General features: G+C 40.2%; 22 protein-coding genes, 1 pseudogene and 1 other annotated feature. Of the genes and pseudogenes, 4 read left to right on the forward strand and 19 right to left on the reverse strand.

The features are described 5' to 3' along the window. Positions 1-55: 55 nt before the first annotated feature. From queA to safA, 7 genes are all read right to left on the reverse strand, one after another. Positions 56-1,090 carry a tRNA preQ1(34) S-adenosylmethionine ribosyltransferase-isomerase QueA gene (gene queA, locus MKX55_RS12615; RefSeq protein ID WP_339233102.1) on the reverse strand — a complete coding sequence of 345 codons (1,035 nt, stop codon included), beginning with the start codon at positions 1,088-1,090 and terminating at the stop codon, positions 56-58. 28 nt (positions 1,091-1,118) lie between these two features. After that, on the reverse strand, positions 1,119-1,310 hold the full coding sequence (locus tag MKX55_RS12620; RefSeq protein ID WP_339177461.1) for a DUF2905 domain-containing protein: 192 nt from the start codon (positions 1,308-1,310) through the stop codon (positions 1,119-1,121). After that, positions 1,310-2,317, reverse strand: coding sequence for a Holliday junction branch migration DNA helicase RuvB (ruvB, locus tag MKX55_RS12625; protein ID WP_339177463.1), 1,008 nt, complete (start codon positions 2,315-2,317; stop codon positions 1,310-1,312). The genes MKX55_RS12620 and ruvB overlap by 1 nt, the downstream gene beginning before the upstream one ends. Before the next feature lie 18 nt (positions 2,318-2,335). Further along, entirely contained in the window at positions 2,336-2,947 is a 612-nt protein-coding gene (ruvA, locus tag MKX55_RS12630; RefSeq protein WP_339177464.1) for a Holliday junction branch migration protein RuvA, read from the reverse strand. Positions 2,948-3,199: 252 nt separating this feature from the next. After that, positions 3,200-3,931 (reverse strand): YebC/PmpR family DNA-binding transcriptional regulator, encoded by a 732-nt coding sequence (locus tag MKX55_RS12635; protein WP_339177466.1) that lies wholly within the window; start codon positions 3,929-3,931, stop codon positions 3,200-3,202. 84 nt (positions 3,932-4,015) lie between these two features. Continuing rightward, positions 4,016-4,531, reverse strand: coding sequence for a YhcN/YlaJ family sporulation lipoprotein (locus MKX55_RS12640; protein ID WP_339177469.1), 516 nt, complete (start codon positions 4,529-4,531; stop codon positions 4,016-4,018). 68 nt (positions 4,532-4,599) lie between these two features. Further along, a complete protein-coding gene (gene safA, locus MKX55_RS12645) occupies positions 4,600-5,835 on the reverse strand; it encodes a SafA/ExsA family spore coat assembly protein (protein ID WP_339233104.1) in 1,236 nt (411 codons plus the stop codon). A 596-nt stretch (positions 5,836-6,431) separates the two neighbouring features. Here safA and MKX55_RS12650 point away from each other — a divergent pair. Together MKX55_RS12650 and MKX55_RS12655 are read left to right on the forward strand one after the other, a co-directional pair. After that, positions 6,432-8,055: pseudogene (locus tag MKX55_RS12650) on the forward strand (BCCT family transporter). A 487-nt stretch (positions 8,056-8,542) separates the two neighbouring features. Continuing rightward, on the forward strand, positions 8,543-10,165 hold the full coding sequence (locus MKX55_RS12655; protein ID WP_339177475.1) for a BCCT family transporter: 1,623 nt from the start codon (positions 8,543-8,545) through the stop codon (positions 10,163-10,165). A gap of 148 nt (positions 10,166-10,313) precedes the next feature. Here the strand turns inward: MKX55_RS12655 and pheA are convergent, their stop codons facing one another. The 6 genes from pheA to rplU form a co-directional block, all read right to left on the reverse strand. After that, entirely contained in the window at positions 10,314-11,168 is an 855-nt protein-coding gene (gene pheA, locus MKX55_RS12660; protein WP_339177478.1) for a prephenate dehydratase, read from the reverse strand. A 190-nt stretch (positions 11,169-11,358) separates the two neighbouring features. Beyond that, the gene (obgE, locus tag MKX55_RS12665) at positions 11,359-12,639 is read right to left on the reverse strand and encodes a GTPase ObgE (RefSeq protein WP_339177480.1); all 1,281 of its coding nucleotides are present in this window, start codon (positions 12,637-12,639) and stop codon (positions 11,359-11,361) included. A 2-nt stretch (positions 12,640-12,641) separates the two neighbouring features. Continuing rightward, positions 12,642-13,175 (reverse strand): Spo0B domain-containing protein, encoded by a 534-nt coding sequence (locus MKX55_RS12670; RefSeq protein ID WP_193062306.1) that lies wholly within the window; start codon positions 13,173-13,175, stop codon positions 12,642-12,644. A 158-nt stretch (positions 13,176-13,333) separates the two neighbouring features. Beyond that, complete coding sequence (gene rpmA / locus MKX55_RS12675; protein WP_042534381.1) at positions 13,334-13,624, reverse strand: 50S ribosomal protein L27; 291 nt, start codon at positions 13,622-13,624, stop codon at positions 13,334-13,336. A gap of 14 nt (positions 13,625-13,638) precedes the next feature. Then, entirely contained in the window at positions 13,639-13,968 is a 330-nt protein-coding gene (locus tag MKX55_RS12680; RefSeq protein WP_193062309.1) for a ribosomal-processing cysteine protease Prp, read from the reverse strand. A 16-nt stretch (positions 13,969-13,984) separates the two neighbouring features. After that, positions 13,985-14,293 (reverse strand): 50S ribosomal protein L21, encoded by a 309-nt coding sequence (gene rplU, locus MKX55_RS12685; RefSeq protein WP_042534385.1) that lies wholly within the window; start codon positions 14,291-14,293, stop codon positions 13,985-13,987. Between the two features lie 15 nt (positions 14,294-14,308). Further along, positions 14,309-14,383, reverse strand: a sequence feature (ribosomal protein L21 leader region). A 305-nt stretch (positions 14,384-14,688) separates the two neighbouring features. Here rplU and MKX55_RS12690 point away from each other — a divergent pair. Together MKX55_RS12690 and MKX55_RS12695 are read left to right on the forward strand one after the other, a co-directional pair. Next, positions 14,689-15,477: a M23 family metallopeptidase gene (locus MKX55_RS12690; RefSeq protein WP_193062311.1), complete on the forward strand. Its 789-nt coding sequence runs from the start codon at positions 14,689-14,691 to the stop codon at positions 15,475-15,477. After that, positions 15,461-16,327 carry a M50 family metallopeptidase gene (locus MKX55_RS12695; protein WP_339233105.1) on the forward strand — a complete coding sequence of 289 codons (867 nt, stop codon included), beginning with the start codon at positions 15,461-15,463 and terminating at the stop codon, positions 16,325-16,327. Before MKX55_RS12690 ends, MKX55_RS12695 begins: the two co-directional genes overlap by 17 nt. Positions 16,328-16,383: 56 nt before the next feature. On the opposite strand, the gene minD is transcribed toward MKX55_RS12695, so the two are convergent. The 6 genes from minD to radC form a co-directional block, all read right to left on the reverse strand. Beyond that, complete coding sequence (gene minD / locus MKX55_RS12700; RefSeq protein ID WP_042534389.1) at positions 16,384-17,178, reverse strand: septum site-determining protein MinD; 795 nt, start codon at positions 17,176-17,178, stop codon at positions 16,384-16,386. Next, positions 17,171-17,857 carry a septum site-determining protein MinC gene (gene minC / locus MKX55_RS12705; RefSeq protein WP_339233106.1) on the reverse strand — a complete coding sequence of 229 codons (687 nt, stop codon included), beginning with the start codon at positions 17,855-17,857 and terminating at the stop codon, positions 17,171-17,173. The genes minD and minC overlap by 8 nt, the downstream gene beginning before the upstream one ends. Before the next feature lie 113 nt (positions 17,858-17,970). Next, complete coding sequence (mreD, locus tag MKX55_RS12710) at positions 17,971-18,495, reverse strand: rod shape-determining protein MreD (RefSeq protein WP_339177494.1); 525 nt, start codon at positions 18,493-18,495, stop codon at positions 17,971-17,973. Further along, the gene (mreC, locus tag MKX55_RS12715) at positions 18,492-19,373 is read right to left on the reverse strand and encodes a rod shape-determining protein MreC (protein WP_339177495.1); all 882 of its coding nucleotides are present in this window, start codon (positions 19,371-19,373) and stop codon (positions 18,492-18,494) included. Before mreC ends, mreD begins: the two co-directional genes overlap by 4 nt. A gap of 15 nt (positions 19,374-19,388) precedes the next feature. Continuing rightward, the gene (locus MKX55_RS12720; protein WP_339177496.1) at positions 19,389-20,426 is read right to left on the reverse strand and encodes a rod shape-determining protein; all 1,038 of its coding nucleotides are present in this window, start codon (positions 20,424-20,426) and stop codon (positions 19,389-19,391) included. 290 nt (positions 20,427-20,716) lie between these two features. Continuing rightward, positions 20,717-21,403, reverse strand: coding sequence for a DNA repair protein RadC (radC, locus tag MKX55_RS12725; protein WP_339177498.1), 687 nt, complete (start codon positions 21,401-21,403; stop codon positions 20,717-20,719). Between the last annotated feature and the right edge of the window lie 179 nt (positions 21,404-21,582).

Raw genomic sequence — 21,582 nt, forward strand, 5'->3', positions numbered from 1 at the left:
TATCTTCCCTTTTCTTCAGCCTAAACATATCATAACGTATTTATACCTCGTTAGGCTAGATAATTAGCATCGCATCTCCAAAACTGAAGAAACGATAACGTTCTTTCACAGCCTCATGATATGCATGAAGTACTTCATCTTTCCCGGCCAGAGCACTTACAAGCATGATAAGTGTTGATTTAGGAAGATGAAAATTTGTAATTAATCCATCAATTGCCTGATATTGATATGGCGGATAGATAAAAATATCAGTCCAGCCGCTTGTTTCTGTAAAGGAACCGTGATTATCCCGGGCAATTGTCTCCAGCGTCCGGGTGGAGGTGGTTCCTACTGAAATAATTCTTCTGCCCTCTGCTTTGGCATTATTCAAAGCTTCAGCCGCTTCCCTTGACATGCGGTAAAATTCACTATGCATCGTGTGCTCTTCTACAGAGTCTACACTTACCGGACGAAACGTACCTAAACCAACATGAAGCGTAATAAAAATAATCTGGACACCTTTCTCCTTTATCTGCTGTAATAACGCATCGGTAAAATGAAGACCGGCAGTCGGCGCAGCGGCAGATCCTTTTTCTTTTGCATAAACCGTCTGATAACGGTCCTTTTCAGAAAGCTGTTCCTTAATATACGGCGGCAAAGGCATTTCACCAAGCTCATCTAATATTTCATAAAAAATACCCTGGTAAGAAAATTCGACTGTACGTCCGCCATGTTCTTTTGTACCTGTGCAAACAGCTTTTAACAGCCCGTCTCCAAAATCAATGACTGTCCCTTTTTTTACTTTCTTCGCTGGCTTTACTAATACTTCCCAGCTGTCGCCTTCTTCCTGATGCAGTAAAAGGACCTCCAGCTTCGCACCGGTATCCTCCTTTACACCATACAGGCGGGCAGGCAGCACCTTCGTATCATTTAAAACAAGGCAATCGCCAGCATGAAGGTAGTTTATTATATCTGAAAAATGCTGATGCTGTATTTGACCTGTCTGTTTATCCAAGACACAAAGCCTGGACGCAGTCCGATCCTTCAATGGCGTCTGCGCAATCAACTCCTCAGGCAGATCAAAATCAAAATCTTCTATATTCATGTCCATCCCTTACTTTCCTCTTATCATTAAAACTTTATCTAAATCTGCTGATGATAAATAAAATCAGCGTTAATATGACACTAACAAGAATAGAAGTCATTAACGGAAAATGAAAGGTCATATTTCCTTTTTGGAACGTAAAATCACCCGGAAGTCTCCCAATAAAGGTCCAAAGCAAGCCAATGACAATCAGTACAACCCCTGCAATAATAAAAAGCTTTCCCATTACTCTTCCCCATTTATCATTGGTATTCCAAAATGTTCATAGGCTTTGGGTGTCACTTTCCTGCCTCTGGGTGTGCGCTGGATAAAACCTAATTGCAGCAGAAAAGGTTCATATACTTCTTCAATCGTCTGCGATTCTTCACCAATCGTTGCTGCAATAGTATCTAAGCCGACTGGTCCGCCGTTAAATCCTTCTATAATTTCTTTCAACAGCTTATGATCGATATGATCCAAACCAGCGTCATCGACCTGCAGCATTTTTAACGCTTGTCTGGTTGTTTCAAAGCTAATCTCTGTTTCCCCTTTTACCTGGGAAATATCGCGCACTCTTTTCAATAATCGGTTTGCGATACGCGGCGTTCCTCTAGATCTGCGGGCTATCTCTACAGCAGCATCCTCTGAAATCGTCATATGGAATATATCGGCTGTACGCATGACAATTTGACGCAAATCTGCTACATCATAATATTCCAGGCGGCTGAGTACGCCAAAGCGGTCACGCAGCGGCGCACTCAAGAGCCCCGACCGTGTTGTTGCCCCCACCAGTGTAAAAGGCGGCAAATCAATCCGGACACTGCGCGCACTTGGTCCGCTGCCGATTACAATATCAATAAAAAAGTCTTCCATAGCCGGATAGAGCACTTCTTCCACAGACCTTGGAAGACGATGCACTTCATCAATAAATAATACATCTCCAGGCTCCAATGAAGAAAGAATCGCCGCTAAATCTCCTGCTCTCTCTATTGCCGGACCGGAAGTAGATCTGAATTGTACACCCATCTCATTAGCAATAATAGAAGCCAGTGTTGTTTTACCTAATCCCGGCGGACCGAACAGCAATACATGATCAAGCGGTTCTTCGCGCATCTTAGCAGCTTGGATAAATATACTTAAATTTTCCTTTACCTTGGGCTGACCAATGTAATCCTCTAATTGCAACGGCCTTAAACTTTGCTCTATCGATACATCCTCATCATGCAAGTTCCCGTCAATCATACGTTCATCCAAGAGGAACCCTCCTTTCTATTATTTTGCCAGCAGACTAAATGCTTTGCGAATAACCTCGTCTGTATTTGCAAGTGACGTATCTGATTTCAACTGCGGCGTAATTTTTTTCAATTCACTTGTGGTAAAGCCTAATGATTTTAGCGCGTCCAGTGCTTCAGAAACAATTTCGCGCTCCCCGGATCCTGCTGTTTCCCCAGAAGTCTGCTCCGCATTATTCTCTATTGCAAAATCATGAACCAGCTTCCCTTTTAAGTCTAAAATAATCTGGCGGGCTGTTTTTTTTCCGACCCCGGGAAAGGTTGTTAAAAATTTTTCATCTTCATTTTCCACTGCTGCAATAAACCCTTGAATATTCACACCGGCTAAAATTGCCAAAGCTCCTTTAGGACCAATGCCTGACACAGAAATAAGCTTCGTGAATAAATATTTCTCATCCGTATTCCGAAAGCCGAATAGGATTTGTGCATCCTCTCTGACATGATGATGTGTATGTATTTGGACTTGCTGATTCATTTCCGGTTCAAAAACATAAGGATTGGGACAAATCAGCTCATACCCAATCCCATGTACATCCACAATGACAGCATTATCTTTTATCGTCATAAGCTTTCCTTTTATATATGCAATCATATTGAGCTCCCTTTATTTTAAGTACGTGTTCAAAAAAAACCATAAATAGGACCAAGTCGGCTAAAGCCGCAAACGTCCTGGGGTTACGATTACTCACCCCATCAGAAAGAGTTGTTGCAACGCCGACACTAGCACGACGTGGGCATTTTTAGTAGAAGTTCCTTATCCCGCCGTGTGATTTTTATTGGACTTTTTGAACTTCCCCTTTACACTGAATCAATGAATAAACTTCTATTTATGATAAATAGAAGTTTATTCATTCGTCTCCAGATTATGATGAACATCCTGGACATCTTCACTTTCTTCCAGTGCATCCACTAACTTCATCATCTTATCTTCATCTTCCGGAGATAAAGAATTATAATTTTGCGGGATGAAAGTGACTTCTGCATCAGCTAACTTGTAAGACTGCTCTTCTAAATAAGAGACAACTCCCTGGTAATCCTCCGGGCTTGTGAAGATCTCATAAGCTCCATCCTCTACGCTGACATCCTCTGCGCCCGCTTCCAGTGCATCTAAAGTCATCGTATCTTCATCAATAGAGCCGTCTTCATTTTCAACGACAATGTAGCCTTTACGATCAAACATAAAAGATACACTTCCATTTTCCCCGAGATTTCCGCCATTCTTTTTAAAAGCATGTCTGATTTCTGCTGCAGTACGGTTTTTATTATCTGTTAAGACATTTACAATAACCGCAACACCGCCTGGACCATAACCTTCATAGGTGATTTCCTCATAAGTGGCGCCATCCAGCGTACCTGTTGCTTTTTTTATATTTCTCTCTATATTATCATTAGGCATATTGTCAGCCTTCGCTTTATCAACAGCTGTTCTTAAAGCAGCATTGGTATCCATATCTCCGCCGCCGCTTTTCGCAGCAAGATAAATATCCTTCGCATGCCTCATAAAAATTTTACCTTTTTTTGCATCCTGTGCATTTTTTCTCTTCTGTATATTTTTCCATTTGGAATGTCCAGCCATTAGACATACTCCTCTCTCGAAACTCTTTTTTTACTATATCAAAAAAAGTCCCATCAGAAAAGGAAAACCGTCTTTTTTCCTTAGCTACTCGAACAGATTTTCAAACACACGTTCCATATCTTCTCCCATTTGATTTGCTTCATCCCGTGCATAAAAATCTTTGACCCGCTCCCATTTTGCTACATTATTATAAATAAATAGCTGCTTATCTGTATCCAGAATTTGTTCGATTTCCTCGCTTATTTCTTCAAAATCACGCTGATTTGTACCTTTTTTCATTTGAACAGCAACAACGATACGGTCATTCGCTGTTACAACTTGGACGTCTTCTACGTCAACGTTCTCACTGATCATTTTTTGAAATGCAGCAGATTCATCTCTGTCAAAAGTGTCTAATGACGGAGCATCCGTTTGTTTTTCAGCATCCTTTTCTGACACTTTCTGATTCCTGGTACCCTCATAATGAATTGGCTGAACGAATTGGTCCTCATTCGCTTGTTCATCTTTACCTGCATCTCTTTCTGTAGTAGTAGTATCTGCACAGCCTGTTAATAATATAGCGATGAACACTGCATAAAACATATATTGTATTTTAAACATAATAAAATCCTCCCTCATACTGTAGTATGGATAAGGAAGGATTTTTTACCCCTTTTTTATAATAACTTTTATGAGCTGGAATCATGTTTATCATCAGGCTGTTCCGGATAGAATGGCGGCTTTGGATAGAATGTATTTCCATGTGAATTAGATAACGGTGTCTGATGAGGCTGGAAATAATGTCGATTTTCAGTAAAAATTGAACTCTGCCCCGGATTCTCCATAAATGATGCTGATGTTGGCAGATGATTGGCTTTATTAGGTGACAACGGCTTATCATTATCGGTCTGTTGATTAGAATGCAATGTACGGTTCGTTACTGACTGATAAGGTTCAGGCATCGGTGGCTGCTGACTTGCTTCATTTACGGACGGCTGCTGATAAGGCATCATTCCTTGAAACTGCTGAGGAGCTGCTTCAAACTGCGATTCATTAAAACCGGCCGGAATCGGGGCAAAGCTGCCTTGCATCGGCGTTAGTGGTTGCTGCCCTCCACAGCCGCAGTCTCCCGTTGGCGGCATCATAGGAAATCCTTGCTGCATTCCCGGATGAACAGGGTACGGGTGATACGGATGTACCGGCGGGTGCATCGGCGGACAAGGCATATAAAATACTGGCATCATCTGCGGAATAAAGGGCATTGGTTCACACGGCATTGCTGCTGGCTGCTGATATGTCTCAAAATCAAATGCAGGTTGCTGCTGTTCAGTCTGTTGTGTTTGCGGTTCTGCCATACTGGCTGGCTGTTGTTCTTTGGCAGGTGCGGTTTTTTCTTGCTTATGTTCTTTTGGCTTCGGCGGCTCTGGCATTTTGTATGGTTTCTTTTCTGTTTTCATTTCCTTTTCTAAAATAGGCATAGCAGGCGCCTGTGGCATTTGAGGCATTTTGGGCATCACTGCTTCAAATTGTTCTTTTTTCTTTTCTTTTTGATCATCCTCTTTTAATACAGCAATTGGTGTCGGAGTTTTTTGCTTGTAAGAATGTTCTGCTTTTTTCTGCTCTTCTTTTTGCACTGGTTTTTTTTGTTCTTTCTTGGATGTTTTTGTCTCTTCGTTAGCAACCGGCGTCATTTGTTCCTTCTTAGAAGTCTTATCTGCCTTGGATTTTGGTGCCATTTGTTCGTTTTTAGTTGTACTTTTTTGTACTGCTTTTTTTGATCCGGGTATTTTTATTTTCATTCCAGGCATCAATTTTTCCGGGTCTGCCAAATGTGAATTTACCTTTTTTAATTCTTCAAAAGAAGCATTATACTTCTCTGCCAATTTCCACAACGTATCTCCAAGCTGCACAATGTGTATTTTCAAAATTACGAACTCCTTTCCCTTTCATCATTGAAATGGGCTAATGCTCTATATCAGCATATGCATGAAATAGAAAAAAGTTGCACAGGGAGGATTACATGCTTATTAATTTTCAAACTTTCAGTATTTCGTTTCGTTCGGATTAAGAAAAACCATGGTTTTCTTTCCAGTCCCTCAAAAAGGTGACCTGTCAAAATAGTGTCGGTATCCATAAATGTTTAAATCTAATTTGTACATACTAATCAGGGAAAGCGTAATTTAAATATAATTTCTTGCGTCAGGTGTCCCCTGCTTTTAAACCTAATTGAATTTCTTCATCAAAATTTAAGGTGGAGAAACAATGGGTAAATATACTACCGGACGATAAGCTTGAAAAAACAGTACTCTTTCCGAAAGCCTGAACCCACGCTGAATAAAAAAGAGAATCGCCATTTTTCTGCTGGATTTCCCTGCTCTCATAACGTTCATAAATGTTATAGCGGATGCCGGGGTTTAGTCTATGGCTAGCCCTATTCGTTATGCCTGTTTTAGGTTACGGAAGTCCAAAAATATAATAAAAATCATTGTATGTACATTTTAAATACGGGAAGGAGAAAATTATGAGCAAATCCTCTAAAAAAAGGAAAATATCTGGTGTTTTTATTTATGCCTCTATTATTGTCGGCATTTTAGTGATACTTGGAGCAGTATTTCCAGATCAATTTGGACAAATTTCCGGTAACTTATCATCCTGGATTACGAGCTACTTCGGCTGGTATTACATGATTCTAACTGCTGTCCTTGTTTTCTTTTGTTTATTTCTTATTTTCAGTCCTATTGGAACTTTAAAATTAGGAAAGCCAAAAGATAAACCAGAATTTCGTACTATCTCCTGGCTGGCAATGTTATTTAGTGCCGGAATGGGAATTGGATTAGTGTTCTATGGTGCATCTGAGCCAATCTCACATTATATTGCCCCGCCTACAGCGGATCCACAGACCAACGCTGCCATGCTTGAATCGGTTCGCTCAACATTTTTACATTATGGATTTCATGCCTGGGCTATATACGGGGTGGTTGCACTCTCTCTTGCATATTCACAATTTAGAAAAGGAGAAGTCGGACTTCTATCCAAAGCATTACGCCCATTATTCCATGATCGTGTCGACGGGCCATTAGGCACTGTCGTAGATGTATTGGCCGTTTTTGCAACTGTGGTTGGTGTCGCCGTATCACTTGGTGTCGGGGCTTTACAAATCAATGGCGGGTTAAACTACCTTTTCGATATACCTAATAACTCCCTCGTCCAGGGAATCATTATAGCTATTGTGACAGTGCTTTTTCTAATCAGTGCCTGGAGCGGAATAAATAAAGGGCTTCAATATTTGAGTAATGCAAACATGGTGCTGGCCGGCATATTATTTCTTACCATATTAATTGTTGGACCGACCATTTTAATCTTAAATATGATGACAAAGCGGAGCAGGCTCCTATTTGCAAAATCTTCTATATAACTCTTTAGATGTTGCGCCGTTAAATCAGCAAAAGAGTGATTGGATGGCTGACTGGACGCTTTATTATTGGGGATGGTGGATGAGCTGGAGCCCGTTTGTCGGTATCTTCATTGCACGTGTTTCCAGAGGACGGTCGATTCGTGAATTTGTTTTGGCTGTAATGCTTGTCCCTACAATCATCAGTATTTTATGGTTCAGCGTATTTGGCGTTACAAGTATTTCGATTGCACAAAGTGCACCGCAAATCTTTGATATGGGCCCGGAAACGCAATTATTTGCAGTTTTCAATGAAATGCCGCTGAGCACCATTTTATCCATTGTTGCAATTCTGCTCGTAACCATATTCTTTATAACGTCTGCAGATTCAGCAACATTCGTTTTAGGGATGCAAACATCGTTTGGCTCTTTAACTCCGGATAGAAAGATTAAAATTATTTGGGGAGCTTCCTTGTCAGCCATTGGATATATCCTTCTTTTAGCCGGCGGAGAAAACGGCCTTGATGCGTTGCAGTCGGCCGCAATAACTGCCGCCTTACCATTCAGCATCGTTGTTATATTGCTGGTTATATCCTTCTTTAAAATTGCTAATGAGGAAAGGAAATTTTTAGGTCTATCCATAACACCTAACAGAAAAAGAATGCAGACGTATCTGGAAACTTCGCCTGAGGAATACGACAAGAAATTAGAAACATACCGGGAAAATCAAAAAGACGATACAAAAGGAATATAAGTAAATGTAAAAAATGACGCATCAAGATAAGGACCTTCCGGGTAAGAACTTCCAAATCCATTTGAACATCTATTGCATGATGTGAAAAAGTGTTGAGAAGGTAATGTCTCAGCATTTTTTCTTAGCTCATTATAATTTTTGACAGGTTATCCTTTTAAACAGAACATTCAAAAGCAGCAATGTCATATAAATCACTTTGCTTTTCAATATTCAAATAACTGGCTGATTATTATAAAGGATGTTCTTTTTGATTTAAAATGTTTTCTTTTTTCTTATAGAGGTATATAGATATAAGAGTGTATTTTATTACAAGAAGCTTAATAAAATTGAAAAATTGTTCTTACTGCAGTACAGGAAGGGTTTCCCGTTGTTTTCATCCGGTCAGCAGTTGATTTTATTGCGGTTCCTTGTTAGGATATGAAAGTCTAATAAATACAATATTCAAATTTGTATTTAGGATTGTTTTAAATACGGGAAGGAGCAAATTATGAGTAAAATCTCATCAAAAAGAAAAATGTCTAATGTTTTTCTTTATGCCTCTATTGTCATTGGCATTTTAGTAATACTTGGAGCAGTATTTCCAGAAGGATTTGGAAACATTGCAGGTAATTTATCCGGTTGGATTACAGAATACTTTGGCTGGTACTACATGATTCTTACAACCATCCTTGTTTTCTTTTGTATTTTTCTGATTTTCAGTCCAATTGGAACATTAAAGTTAGGAAAACCAAAAGATAAACCAGAATTCAATACCGTTTCTTGGCTTGCTATGTTATTTAGTGCCGGAATGGGAATTGGATTAGTGTTCTACGGTGCGTCGGAGCCTGTTTCGCATTATCTTGCTCCGCCAACAGCGGATCCAGAGACGAACGAAGCAATGCTTGAATCGATGCGCTCTACTTTCTTACACTATGGTTTCCATGCATGGGCGATATACGGCGTCGTAGCACTGGCACTCGCATATTCTCAATTTAGAAGAGGAGAAGTTGGACTCTTATCCAAAGCATTACGCCCAATATTCCACGATCGTGTCGACGGGCCTTTGGGCACTGTGGTGGACGTTCTTGCTGTTTTTGCAACCGTAATCGGTGTTGCCGTCTCACTTGGTGTAGGTGCTTTGCAGATCAATGGCGGTTTAAACTACTTATTCGGCGTACCTAATAACATATTTGTGCAAGCAATTATTATAGCTGTGGTAACAGTACTGTTCTTAATCAGCGCGTGGAGCGGTTTAAGTAAAGGAATCCAATATTTAAGTAATGTAAATATGGTATTAGCCGGGATTCTATTTCTTATCATAATGATTGTAGGGCCAACCATTCTAATCTTAAATATGATGACGAGCGGAACCGGTGCGTACTTGCAAAACTTTTTATTCAACGCTTTAGACGTGGCGCCGCTTAATGAACAGAAAAGTGAATGGATGTCTCAGTGGACGATTTATTACTGGGGCTGGTGGATGAGCTGGAGCCCGTTTGTAGGAATCTTTATCGCACGTGTTTCTAAAGGGCGTACAGTCCGCGAGTTTATTTTAGCCGTACTGCTTGTACCTACAGTAATTGGGATTTTATGGTTCAGTGTATTTGGTGTTACAGGTATTTCTATTGGCCAAAGTGCGCCGCATATTTTTGATATGCCTCCGGAAACCCAATTGTTCGGGATTTTCAATGAAATGCCGCTTGGCACCATTTTATCTATCGTTGCAGTTCTGCTTGTAGCTATATTCTTTATAACTTCAGCTGACTCAGCAACTTTCGTTTTAGGGATGCAAACGTCATTTGGTTCTTTAACTCCTGCTGGCAGAGTGAAGGTTGTTTGGGGAGTCTCCCTATCAGCTATCGCATTTATCCTTTTATTAGCGGGAGGAGAAACTGGTCTCGACGCATTGCAATCAGCTGCGATAACAGCTGCATTGCCATTTAGTATTGTAGTCATATTGCTGGTTATATCCTTCTTCAAAATTGCTAATGAAGAAAGAAAATTCCTAGGGTTAACGATAACACCGAACAAACAGCGGGTGAAAACATATCTGGAAACTTCGCCTGAGGAATATGAAAAAAAATTAGAAACGTACAGGGAAAAACAAAAAGACGATACAAAAGGGATATAAGAACGAAAAAAGTGCTGGGCATAATGCCTCAGCACTTTTTTCGTTCTTTCGCAATTACGCTGCTTGTAGAATGTAACGCATTTTTATTTGTATCATTATATTACTGCTATCCTCGCTTGTAAACTGCAAATAGTACCATATCTTTATCTTATAAGATATCGTAAACGGAATATGACCCCAGGATCGTAACCTGGCATCCTAGTGCTTCCAGCTCAGCTTTGACCCCTGGAAGCAGCACATCGTCATAAGCTTGATCCACATCAATAATAAAGAAATAATTGCCTAATCCTGTTTTCGTAGGTCTGGACTCAATCTTAGATAAGTTCAATTTACGCCAAGCAAAGGCAGAAAGAATTTGATGCAGTGCTCCTGCCTGGTCACTTGGCAGTGTAATTAAAAGCGTTGTTTTATCACCCTTGGCTTCGCTTTTGATTTTAACTTTCTCCGGCTGGTGGGAAAGGATCAGGAATCGGGTATGGTTATTTGGATAATCATGAATGTTTTCTTTCATTATTTCCAAGCCATACTCTGATGCCGCTGCACGATTTCCGATAGCTGCAATGGGCTGATCAGAATCACTTACGATTTCAGCCGCTTTCCCCGTTGAGGAGGTAAAAGCAATTTTGGCATTATGTAAATTCTGATGCAAATATTGATGGCACTGAGCAATAGCATGACTGTGCGAATGTACCTCTTCTATATCGGATTCTTTTTGAACTATATCACTGCGTACCAATAAATGCTGTTGAATCGGGACAACGATTTCTCCCGCTACGGGTATCCGCACTTGATGGATCAAATAATCCACCGTCAATTGTACAGTTCCTTCAATGGCGTTTTCTAACGGAACAACTCCAATATCGATTTCTCCTTTATCTACGGCATCGATACATTCAGGGATTGTTTTGAAAGCTTCTTTATGTTCTCCGTTAAACGTTGCATCTACTGCTAATTTTGTAAATGTTCCTTTGGGACCTAAATAACCAATACTCGTCAACTTCATTTCCTCCTAAATAGAAAAATGCAAAGCACCTGTTAAACAACGTCGAGATTTGAGCCCCCAGTTCATTTGGTGCGGTTCAACTTTGAACTTTGGTCTGTCTCCACCTGCAGGCTTGCCGGCTGCTAAGTTTTTCCGCCGGGGCTCATGTGTTATCTCTTCGTTTTTGGAGCTTGGAACTGAAAATTAAAATCTATTCAATAAAATCAAATTCATAATCTAACAACCGAACCGTATCACCGTCTTGTGCTCCGCGCTCACGAAGCGCTTTATCTACACCCATTCCTCTTAATTGGCGGGAAAAACGCTGAACAGCTTCATCATGTTGAAAATCAGTCATTTTAAATAATGTTTCGATTCGATGTCCATAGAGTACGTATGCACCATCCGGATCTCTTGTGATATGGAAAGGATCCTCTTCCTTCTGATAACGATAAACAACCGTTTCGTCCGCCTGTTCTATCTCTGGCTCATATTTTGGAATCTCTTCCAGCTTATCTGCCACTGCAAATAATAAATCCCTCAGGCCATCCTTTGTAACAGCTGAAATTTTATATATCGGAACTTCTTCTCCGAGGTTTTCTTTGAACCCTGCTAAATTCTCTTCTGAACCCGGCATGTCCATTTTATTGGCAGCGATGATTTGCGGTCTTGTTAAAAGCTTCTTATCATACGCCGCAAGCTCTTCATTAATCTTAATATAGTCTTCATAAGGGTCGCGACCTTCTGTCCCCGCCATATCAATCACATGTACAATAACTCTTGTACGTTCCACATGGCGCAGGAATTGATGGCCTAATCCGACACCTTGGGAGGCGCCCTCTATTAAACCGGGTAAATCGGCCATCACAAAGCTGCGCTGGTCTCCTGTGTCCACAACACCCAGGTTAGGAGCAATCGTTGTAAAATGATAAGCAGCAACCTTTGGCTTAGCCGCACTGACGACAGACAATAATGTTGACTTGCCGACACTTGGAAAACCGACCAGCCCCACATCAGCAATCAGCTTCAGCTCTACTTTAATATTACGCTCCTGCCCCGGTTCACCGTTTTCTGCCATATCGGGAGCTGGATTACGCGGACTGGCAAACCTTGTGTTACCTCTTCCTCCGCGCCCCGCTTTTGCGATAACAGCCTCTTGCTCGTGAGTTGTTAAATCGGCTATTACTTCTTCTGTATCTTCATCGATTACAGTCGTTCCGGGTGGTACTGGAATCACATAAGCAGCAGCATTTTTACCGTGCTGGGTTTTACTCATTCCGTTTTCACCGCGTTTACCTTTAAAATGACGATTGTAACGAAAGTCCATTAACGTATTTAAACCTTCATCTACCTTAAAGACGATATCCGCTCCATTACCGCCGTCTCCACCTGCAGGACCGCCTTTGGGAACATATTTCTCCCTGCGGTATGCAACAAGTCCATTACCACCGTCTCCGGCTTTCACATAGACACTTACCTGATCGACAAACATGGCTATTCACCTCTTTCTTCCTTTGCTATTTTCCAATTAAAGCTTGTTTGTTCTTTTTCATTTGTCATAGAAATCCCATATTGTTTTTCTACGCCATTCACATTTATTTTCTCAAGTACGACATCATTTATGTTCATCCCGATTTCCCAATGAGTTTCTTTTTCTTTCATATGGAGAAAGAGTTCGTGCATCTGGAACGCTTCTGCAGCCTCTGATAAAACAGCTAATAATGCTTCACAAGCAGAGAGAAGCTTCTGCCCGTCAATGGATTTTTCCATTGATTCCAGCAAATCTATACGATAGGTTAATGCAAAAGAAGGGTAGTTATCCTGAAATCGCAATACCCAGATCATAAATGCATCTGCATTCAACCGCATCAGTTTTCGTTCCTCTTCATAAAACTTGATTACATCATCTAAATTCTTTTTTGCTTTATCTGCTTTTCCCATACTCAAATAACCGGAAACAATTTGTAATCGGTTCATTAGATCATGTCGATACTTCTGGATTAAACCAACTGTCTCCTTTTCGTCCATTCCTTCACCTCATTAAAATTGAGTATAGCAGAAATCAGAGGAAATCAAAAGTCGTAAACAGCAGAATCCGGCTATACTTTAGAAATCAAAGAAGGCTGTCGAGAGATTATCTCGACAGCCTGTCTTGTTCGTTTCTTAACTATACTGTTATCCGAGCATTATGCTTCTTTAGCTACAGGATAAACACTAACTTTTTTACGATCTCTACCGAAGCGTTCGAATCTCACAACACCATCGATTTTAGCAAAAAGCGTGTCATCCCCGCCGCGGCCAACATTCTCACCTGGATAAATTTTTGTGCCGCGTTGACGATAAAGGATAGAACCGCCAGTTACAAACTGTCCATCAGCACGTTTAGATCCAAGTCGTTTTGATTCTGAATCACGACCGTTTTTTGAGCTACCTACACCTTTTTTAGATGCGAAAAATTGTAAATCAAGACGTAACATGAAAATGCACCTCCTTATGAAAATTTCAGTTCAATATGCTCCTCATAACTTTCTTCAATGGTTTCTAAAGAGACAATCATCCCTTTTACCAGCCACTGTATTTTTTCAAGTTTTTCAGAGCTTATATTCGTTGGAAGCTTTACAGCAAGATAACCGCCGTCAGCTCCCTGATCAATATCGAGGTCTGTCTCACATAGCTTCATAATTGCATTCACAGCACCAAATGTTACAGCTGAAACTCCTGCACAGACAAGATCATACCCATAAGGACCGCTCTCTGCATGTCCAGTAAGTTTAAATGCTGTAACCCGATTGTCAGATTGAAAAACCGTTACCTGAATCATTATGAACAACAGAACCTTATAAGCTGATTTTATCGATTACAAGTTTCGTATATGGTTGACGATGACCTTGTTTACGATGATAGTTTTTTTTAGGCTTGAACTTCACAACGTCAATTTTCTTTTGACGGCCATGTTTTTCAACCTTAGCTGTTACAGATGCGCCATCCACATATGGAGCACCAACCTTCACATCGTCTCCGCCGACGAATAGGACTTTCTCAAAAGTTACCGTGTCATTCACTTCACCAGTAACTTTCTCTACATAAATTTCTTGTCCCTCAGTTACTTTAACTTGCTTACCACCAGTTTCAATAATTGCGTACATTTATATGCACCTCCTCTTTAAACTCAGACTCGCCATTCAGGTACTGCCGACAGCAGTTTTAAAACCTGTTCTGCGCGGTTGTAGCACGGGTGCTACTTTGCATAACAGATAAATCTTATCATTTTACAGGTTTCATTGTCAACCTTTTTTAAAAAATACCTTTATATTCGTTCCTTTAGACGGAATGTCTTTCAAATTATATAAAATAATGCTTCTTTCTGCAAGAACCCTACCTTTATACACTGCGATATATCCATTGATAAAGGGATAAAGGGATAAATATCAATCATCTCCTGCCTTCACAGTCTGTCATTTATCTTTCTGCCATTTACTCATATATACAGCTTGTTCAACATATAATGAATCACACCACGCTATAAAGGAATGTGAGATGTATGGATAAAAACTTAAAAAGAATTCGCAAAGCCATTGAAATGCGTCAAAAAGCAAAAGGATTAAACCGAACAAACCGGAGCCAGCAAGAAGATTATCTGCAAAGTAACGCGTTACCGGAAATGGAAGAGTCTCATGGTTTTTATCCTTCTATATCCGCCAGCCATACAAATTCAGCAAGTCCTGAGAACAATTCCCGTATTACCAGCATTGCTGTGAAGGCTCTTTTGTCCGTTTCACTGTTTCTGGGGACCGCATTCGTTACAGAAATAGACAGGCCATTTATGCAACAGCCCAAAGAGTGGCTTACTTCCACTTTAACGAATCAATTTCCTTTTGCAAAAGTAAATGCATGGTATTCTGATGCATTTGGTGCTCCCCTGTCATTCAGGCCGAGTACAGTTACAGAAGAAGTAACCAACGATGCAGGATATCTTCCAGTCAACGGCATCATTTCAGAGCATTTCCATGAAAATGGGCAAGGCATCTATATTGAACCGGAGGGAGAAGAAAATGTAGCAGCTGTCCAAGAAGGTATCGTTGTGTTTGCCGGCAACGACCGTTCCACAGAAAAAACGGTCAAAATTCAGCATGCAGATGGAACCACGACACAATATGGCTTTTTAGATTCCATCGAGGTTCATTTATATCAGCATATTGCCAATGGGCAAGTTCTGGGAACCTCAGGAATGGAAATGGAAAGCGAAAGTTCATCTGTTTTTTTCGCAATTGAGCAAGAAAACCAATATATTGATCCTGAGCAGGTGATTCTGGTTGATCAACAGCCTTAAAAATTCCGTACAGCTTATTCATCTACATCCGATTCTTTGGATATTCTTTGTAATTTCCTTTTTAACAGGTTCTTTTACTGAACTTGCTATTATATTCAGCATTGTTTTTCTTCACGAATTAGGGCACTATATTGCTGCTTCTTCTTTTAAATGGCGAATTTCCGCTATCATTCTCTGGGCTTTCGGCGGCGTCATGAAGACAGATGAACACGGGACTCGCCCCGTCCGTGAAGAAGTAATCGTTATACTGGCAGGTCCGATGGTACAAGTTTTCATATACGGATTCCTTTATAGCGCATTTTCCTTTGGAATGATACCAGACTATTACTACGGATTAATTCTTTATTATAATACAATCATTCTCTTATTTAACTTGCTGCCTGTTTGGCCGCTGGATGGCGGAAAACTTGTTTTCTTAGCTTTAACTACTTTCTTAACCTTTAAAAAGGCATATTATGTAACTATCATCAGCTCTTTAGTAATTTGCGCCCTAATTATTATCGCTCAGCTTCTTTTCTTTCCATTTACACTGAGCAGTTTTCTTATTTGGCTCTTTTTAATACATGAAAATCGAAAAGAATGGAAATATCGCTTTTATGTGTTTATCCGTTTTCTTTTAAAGAGATATGAGAGCGGACATTTTGTACGTGCTATCCAACCGATTTATGCATCTCCTCAAGATAGCTTTTTAGATGTATTAGCCCGGTTTCATCGTGAAAAAAAACATACTATTTATATCGAATATCCTGATAGAGAACGTATTTCTGTAGAGGATAATGAATGCTTGGATTTCTATTTTAATGAGAGGCCTTATCGAAAAACGATTGGGGAGGCTTTTACTGGCTACTGAATAAATAAGACATCCGCCACGGTATTGCCGCAGCGGATGTCTTATTTATAAGATTATTATATTTTAAAGAATGCTTTTACCTTTTGCATAAAACTCTTTTCTTCCTCAAGCGACTGCAGCGGAACGGTTTCGCCTAAAATCCTTCTGGCTATGTTACGATAGCTGATAGAGGATTTAAAATTTGGATGCAGCGCAATGGGTTCTCCTTTATTAGAAGCTTTAATCATTTCTTCACTATCCGCTACAATCCCGATTAGATCAATTGCTAACAGTTGAACAATATCGTCCACATCGAGCATATCGCCATTCTGCATCATATGATTACGGATCCGATTAATGACGAGTCTCGGCGGTTCAATCATATCCTCTTTTTCAATCAATCCGATAATCCGATCCGCATCGCGTACACTGGAATTTTCAGGTGTTGTGACTACAATCGCTCTGTCCGCTCCGGCAATGGCGTTTTGAAAACCTTGTTCAATCCCTGCCGGACAATCAATAATGATATAATCGTATTCTTGCTTTAATTCTGTCACGATCTCTTTCATTCCCTCTGTGGTGACAGAGGACTTATCGCTTGTCTGTGCGGCAGGAAGTAAAGAAAGGTAATCAAAACGCTTATCTTTGATTAAAGCCTGCTGCAGCTTGCAGCGTCCTTGAATAACGTCAACAATATCATAAATAATCCGATTTTCCAGCCCCATAATTACATCGAGATTACGAAGGCCAATATCTGTATCAATTAAACAAACTTTTTTGTCCATTAAAGCTAAAGATGTCCCAATATTTGCAGTTGTCGTTGTTTTACCAACTCCACCTTTCCCGGATGTAATTACAATCGCTTCACCCATTATTCATTCTCCTCTCAAATGCGCTAATCACCTTTCTCTGTTTAGAAAGTATTTTGATAGAATCAATTACAATCTTGTTCTGATCCGGATCAATGATTCCGCATTCCATGTATACTCCATCTGCTTCATAATCAGGTGCCCGACTGATATATTCTGCAATTCGAAGCTGTGCCGGTTTCATATAAGAAGCAGCTATAAAAGCCTCTTGGTCCCCGTCTGTGCCAGCATGTGCAATTCCTAATAAGTTCCCCATGATATAGATGTTTCCTCTGGCTCTTACTCTGCCTCCAGGGTTCACATCACCAATCAGCAGCAAATCGCCTTCTGTTTCAAGAACTTGTCCAGATCGGACAATCTGGTTAACTACTTTTAATTTACTCTGATCCAGCCAAGTTTTTGCATCTTTGATCGGTATAACTTCGGATTCCATTGCTTCAATCTGGAAACGATTCTTCTCTTCAATAATTTCCTTTAATTGATTGCGCTGTTCCTCGGTTAAATAACGGTGTCCTAATTTTACTTTTACAGAAACTACAGGCTCCTCTTTTTTCGGGCTGCTTTCATCAAGCTTTTTGATTAAATCTTGGACAATTTCTTCAAAAGAAGAATTTTCATCTATAAATAAAATCAAACCATCTCTTGTCCCTTTGATCGTGATGGTCGGTTTGGTTTCTTGCACGATTTATTCACCTCTTTTTTCTACAGTCAGCATAAACGCAGATTACTGACTGAGCAGAGTCCGCCGCTCTTTCATAAATATACGTTTGAACAGATTTATTTCAAACGGTCAGATCAGGTTAATTCTCTTCCCCATTTCCGCATTGGTTTTATTATTAGCGGGTAGATTAATACCAGGAATAAAAGATTCAAAAGAATGGTAGGCACTAATCGATTCAATAAGTATACTTCTATCGGCATATCTGCTAACCCAATCACAGTGAAAACCGTATAGACACTTACATCAGCCAGAGCTATTCCAAAAGCAGAAAGGATTAACAGCACATAAAAGTTACCTTGCAGCATTTTCTTTAAACCGCGGACAATGTAAATTACCAGTGCATAAGAAAACATATAAACACCCAAAATACCTGTATACACAATATCAAAAAGCAATCCAAAAATAAGTGCATATAAAACAGCATAATAAGTATCATTACGGTCGTAGAATATGGCAATGTAAATGAGCATAATAAACAGCCAGTGCGGCACAATCATATATGTACCCATTAATAACTGGTGAGGTAAAAGCTCTAAAGCCACGCCGCTGAGTACCATGACGATGAATAGAATCAAAGGGAATATCACACGTCTAGTCAAGACTCGTCATCCCCTTCTGCTTCATCCTCTTCCGGCTGATCAATAGAACGATTCACAACAATGACATTACGAATATCAAATAAATCCGCTGCCGGTTCAACCATTGCGATTCTGGTTAACCCATATTGGTCAGCAACCACTTCACTTACTTCACCAATGGTTATACCTGCCGGAAACTCTCCGCCAAGTTCTGAGGAATACACGGTATCTCCTTCCTCAATATCTGTATCCGATTCTTCAATAATCCGGAATAAAAGCATCTCTGACTCTTCGTCGAATCCTTCTATCATTCCAAAAATATCACTGTCATCTTCTCTTAATACAGTTGCAGAAACACGGTTAAACTCGTCAAAACCTGTCAGTAATTGTACAGTGGCCGTGCCCCCTGATGTATGAAGCACTTTTCCAATCATTCCTTCAGCTGTACGCACAACCATATTTTCCTGTACCCCATCATTCTCTCCGCGATTAATGGTTACCTGATTCACCCATTGCTCCGGCGAACGGGCAATCACTGTTGCATAGATTGGTTCATAATCCCGTGCTGTTTCCGTCATATCAATTATGGAACGCAGTTCTTCATTTTCTTCTTCCAGATTTTGCAAATCATACGCTACACTTTTTTGTTGAGACAGCTGCTCCCTTAATACCTGATTTTCTTCATATGTTGTCTTGAAATCACTGATATTGGAAGCAATATCAGTGACAAACGTTACTGGGGCCTGTGCTACATTTTGCACCCACCCCACAGCATCACTGACAATCTTTTCGCCAACGTTTAAATGTCCTCGATTGTTTAGAGAATATCCTATTAACACCACTAGTACAATAAATCCAATAAGGATTATAAATAATTTCTTGCTTCGAAAAAAATTCATACAAACACCTACTTATTAATTTAACGCGCGTGAAGACACACTCGGAGCTGAACGGAATTGTTCGATGTAATCAAGTGATTTTCCAGTTCCAATTGCCACGCTTTCCAATGGTTCATCTGTAACAAATACAGGAATTTTCGTTTCATCACTAATGACTTTATCCAGATTTTCTAACAGAGCACCGCCTCCAGATAAGACGATTCCTCTATCCATGATATCAGCAGATAATTCTGGCGGCGTTTTTTCCAATGTTGTTTTGACAGCATTGACAATTGCATCAATATTATCATCCAAAGCTCCAGAAATTTCTTCCGATGTAACTGTAATTGTTTTTGGCAATCCCGTCAACAAATCACGCCCTCTAATATCCCGTTCTTCTCCAACAATGCCTTTTTTCGCTGCTGCTATATCCATTTTAATCGATTCAGCAGATCTTTCTCCAATCATTAGGTTATATTTTTTTCTTATGTAAGAGATAATCGCTTCATCCATATCATCTCCTGCAATTCGAATGGAGCTGCTCGTTACAATTCCTCCCAAAGAAATAACAGCAATTTCCGTTGTTCCCCCGCCAATATCAACAATCATACTTCCTGTCGGCTCCCAAACTGGCAAGCCTGCTCCAATTGCCGCAGCAAACGGCTCTGCGATCGGATAGGCTTCTTTCGCACCGGCCTGCTTGGTAGCATCAATAACTGCCCTTTCCTCCACCATGGTAATCCCAGATGGAACACAGATCATCACATTAGGCTTCTTGGCAAAAAGAGAACGTTTCTTCATTGCTTTTTTCATATAGTAATTCATCATGATGGAAGTGGTATCGTAATCTGCAATTACCCCGTCCTTCATCGGTCGGACAACGGAAATATTTCCGGGTGTACGTCCGATCATCATTCTTGCATCACTTCCAACGGCCTCGACGGCGCCAGTCTCCAAATTTTTAGCTACAACAGAAGGCTCCCGGACAATAACTCCTTTACCTTTTACATAAACCAATGTATTTGCTGTTCCTAAATCAATTCCTAAATCCTGTGAAAAATTAAATATCCCCATAAATTTCATCCTTTCCGTCCTTACATCACGTATTAATTTTTAGCTGTTCCTCTATTATGGATAACCAACCGTAAAACTGCCCCGGAAGGCAATTTCGTTTTATATCAGCACTATAGAATGTATTCCTTTCGCAGTAAAGCTTCTTTTGCAGGGATTAAAAAAACGCCCCGCAGAATGAAGTGACACTTTCTACAATTCTAAGAAGCGCCACTTTTATATTTTCCGAAAAATGGCGCTGAAAATTAATTCCAAATATAATTATACGAAAAAAACGCTAAAATAGATAGTATTTATAAGTATCCTTTTTGTTTTAATGAAACAAAACACTCATTCCCAATAACTAAATGATCAATAACCTTTATTCCGATGATATCTCCAGATTCGACAAGACGCTTTGTAACAAGAATATCTTCCTGTGAGGGGGTTGGATCTCCGGAGGGGTGATTATGGCAAACTAGTATGGAGGCAGCTGACCGTTTTACAGCTTCTCGGAACAGCTCACGGGGGTGGACGATAGAAGCATTTAACGAACCGATAAAGATAGTCTGCCGGTGAATGATTTGATTTTTAGTATTTAGAAAAAGCGCTACAAAATGCTCCTGCGATAAATTACGCATCTCTTCCATAACGTAATTCGCGCCGTCTTCTGGAGAGCGGATTACATAGGCATCTACCGGCTTATAGCTGCTGATTCGCTTTCCAAGCTCAATGGCAGCCAGTATATTTAAACTTTTTGCCGTTCCAATCCCTTTAATCGCTGTCAATTCTTCCACAGTGGCATCTCGCAGCAGCTTTATCCCTTCAAAATGCATCAAAATACGGTCTGCAAGTAATTGAACCGGTTCATTTTTAGAACCGCTGCCGATTAAAATAGAAAGTATTTCCTGGTTGCTCAATTTATCTGCCCCATATTTTAGCAAGCGCTCTCTCGGTCTGTCTTCTGTCGGCAAATCTCGTATAAAAATTGGTTTTCCCACGGGTATCCCGCCTTTCGTTTATTTATCGCAGTCTCCGTCCGATGACGTCGCGAACTTAGCCTTTTCCCTTCTTCGGCAGAGGTAAAAAAACCGCTGAAGAAAGTTTCACTTTACATCATAGCGATACCGTTCTTTTCCGACAACCTGGCAAATATCCGTTTCCAATATAATTTATCTCA

It is taken from the genome of Oceanobacillus sp. FSL W7-1281 (assembly GCF_037969835.1).
GTDB lineage: Bacteria > Bacillota > Bacilli > Bacillales > Amphibacillaceae > Oceanobacillus > Oceanobacillus oncorhynchi.

Coding starts and splice junctions, on each gene's coding strand:
- queA (WP_339233102.1), bottom strand. CDS start 1,090: ATGGACATGAATATAGAAGATTTTGATTTTGATCTGCCTGAGGAGTTG.
- MKX55_RS12680 (WP_193062309.1), bottom strand. CDS start 13,968: ATGATTCAGGTAACGGTTTTTCAATCTGACAATCGGGTTACAGCATTT.
- MKX55_RS12720 (WP_339177496.1), bottom strand. CDS start 20,426: ATGGGGATATTTAATTTTTCACAGGATTTAGGAATTGATTTAGGAACA.
- rplU (WP_042534385.1), bottom strand. CDS start 14,293: ATGTACGCAATTATTGAAACTGGTGGTAAGCAAGTTAAAGTAACTGAG.
- MKX55_RS12655 (WP_339177475.1), top strand. CDS start 8,543: ATGAGTAAAATCTCATCAAAAAGAAAAATGTCTAATGTTTTTCTTTAT.
- mreC (WP_339177495.1), bottom strand. CDS start 19,373: ATGAATTTTTTTCGAAGCAAGAAATTATTTATAATCCTTATTGGATTT.
- ruvA (WP_339177464.1), bottom strand. CDS start 2,947: ATGATTGCATATATAAAAGGAAAGCTTATGACGATAAAAGATAATGCT.
- MKX55_RS12640 (WP_339177469.1), bottom strand. CDS start 4,531: ATGTTTAAAATACAATATATGTTTTATGCAGTGTTCATCGCTATATTA.
- MKX55_RS12635 (WP_339177466.1), bottom strand. CDS start 3,931: ATGGCTGGACATTCCAAATGGAAAAATATACAGAAGAGAAAAAATGCA.
- minD (WP_042534389.1), bottom strand. CDS start 17,178: ATGGGTGAAGCGATTGTAATTACATCCGGGAAAGGTGGAGTTGGTAAA.
- pheA (WP_339177478.1), bottom strand. CDS start 11,168: ATGAAGTTGACGAGTATTGGTTATTTAGGTCCCAAAGGAACATTTACA.
- MKX55_RS12620 (WP_339177461.1), bottom strand. CDS start 1,310: ATGGGAAAGCTTTTTATTATTGCAGGGGTTGTACTGATTGTCATTGGC.
- rpmA (WP_042534381.1), bottom strand. CDS start 13,624: ATGTTACGTCTTGATTTACAATTTTTCGCATCTAAAAAAGGTGTAGGT.
- MKX55_RS12690 (WP_193062311.1), top strand. CDS start 14,689: ATGGATAAAAACTTAAAAAGAATTCGCAAAGCCATTGAAATGCGTCAA.
- MKX55_RS12670 (WP_193062306.1), bottom strand. CDS start 13,175: ATGGACGAAAAGGAGACAGTTGGTTTAATCCAGAAGTATCGACATGAT.
- obgE (WP_339177480.1), bottom strand. CDS start 12,639: ATGTTTGTCGATCAGGTAAGTGTCTATGTGAAAGCCGGAGACGGTGGT.